Source organism: Candidatus Symbiopectobacterium sp. 'North America' (genome assembly GCF_015762685.1).
Taxonomy (GTDB): domain Bacteria; phylum Pseudomonadota; class Gammaproteobacteria; order Enterobacterales; family Enterobacteriaceae; genus Symbiopectobacterium.
The window spans coordinates 1-988 of sequence record NZ_PEHF01000115.1 but is presented as its reverse complement, the minus strand read 5'-3'; the positions used below and the strand labels follow the sequence as shown (position 1 = coordinate 988).

General features: G+C 53.7%; 1 protein-coding gene. It reads left to right on the top strand.

Going from position 1 to position 988, the window contains the following annotated elements:
- Window positions 1-988: elongation factor Tu (gene tuf / locus CS369_RS22535; RefSeq protein ID WP_196908783.1), on the top strand; the 988-nt coding region annotated here is incomplete at both ends.

Below are 988 nucleotides of genomic sequence, written 5' to 3'. Positions count from 1 at the left end.
GCGATCACCACCGTACTGGCTAAAACCTACGGCGGTAGCGCGCGTGCATTCGATCAGATCGATAACGCGCCGGAAGAAAAAGCACGTGGTATCACCATCAACACCTCTCACGTTGAATACGACACCCCGACCCGTCACTACGCACACGTTGACTGCCCGGGACACGCCGACTACGTGAAAAACATGATCACCGGTGCTGCCCAGATGGACGGCGCGATCCTGGTAGTTGCTGCGACTGACGGCCCGATGCCGCAGACTCGTGAGCACATCCTGCTGGGTCGTCAGGTAGGCGTTCCGTACATCATCGTGTTCCTGAACAAATGTGACATGGTTGATGACGAAGAGCTGCTGGAACTGGTTGAGATGGAAGTGCGTGAGCTGCTGTCTCAGTACGACTTCCCGGGTGATGATACCCCGATCGTTCGTGGTTCAGCGCTGAAAGCACTGGAAGGCGACGCTGAGTGGGAAGCAAAAATCATCGAACTGGCTGGCTACCTGGATTCCTACATCCCAGAACCAGAGCGTGCGATTGACCGTCCGTTCCTGCTGCCTATCGAAGACGTATTCTCCATCTCCGGCCGTGGTACTGTAGTTACCGGTCGTGTAGAGCGCGGTATCGTTAAAGTGGGTGAAGAAGTTGAAATCGTTGGTATCAAAGATACTGCTAAATCAACTTGTACTGGCGTTGAAATGTTCCGCAAACTGCTGGACGAAGGCCGTGCGGGTGAGAACGTTGGTGTTCTGCTGCGTGGTATCAAACGTGAAGAAATCGAACGTGGTCAGGTACTGGCTAAGCCGGGTTCCATCAAGCCGCACACCAAGTTCGAATCTGAAGTGTATATCCTGAGCAAAGATGAAGGTGGCCGTCATACGCCGTTCTTCAAAGGCTACCGTCCTCAGTTCTACTTCCGTACTACTGACGTAACGGGCACCATCGAACTGCCGGAAGGCGTTGAAATGGTAATGCCGGGCGACAACATCAAAATGG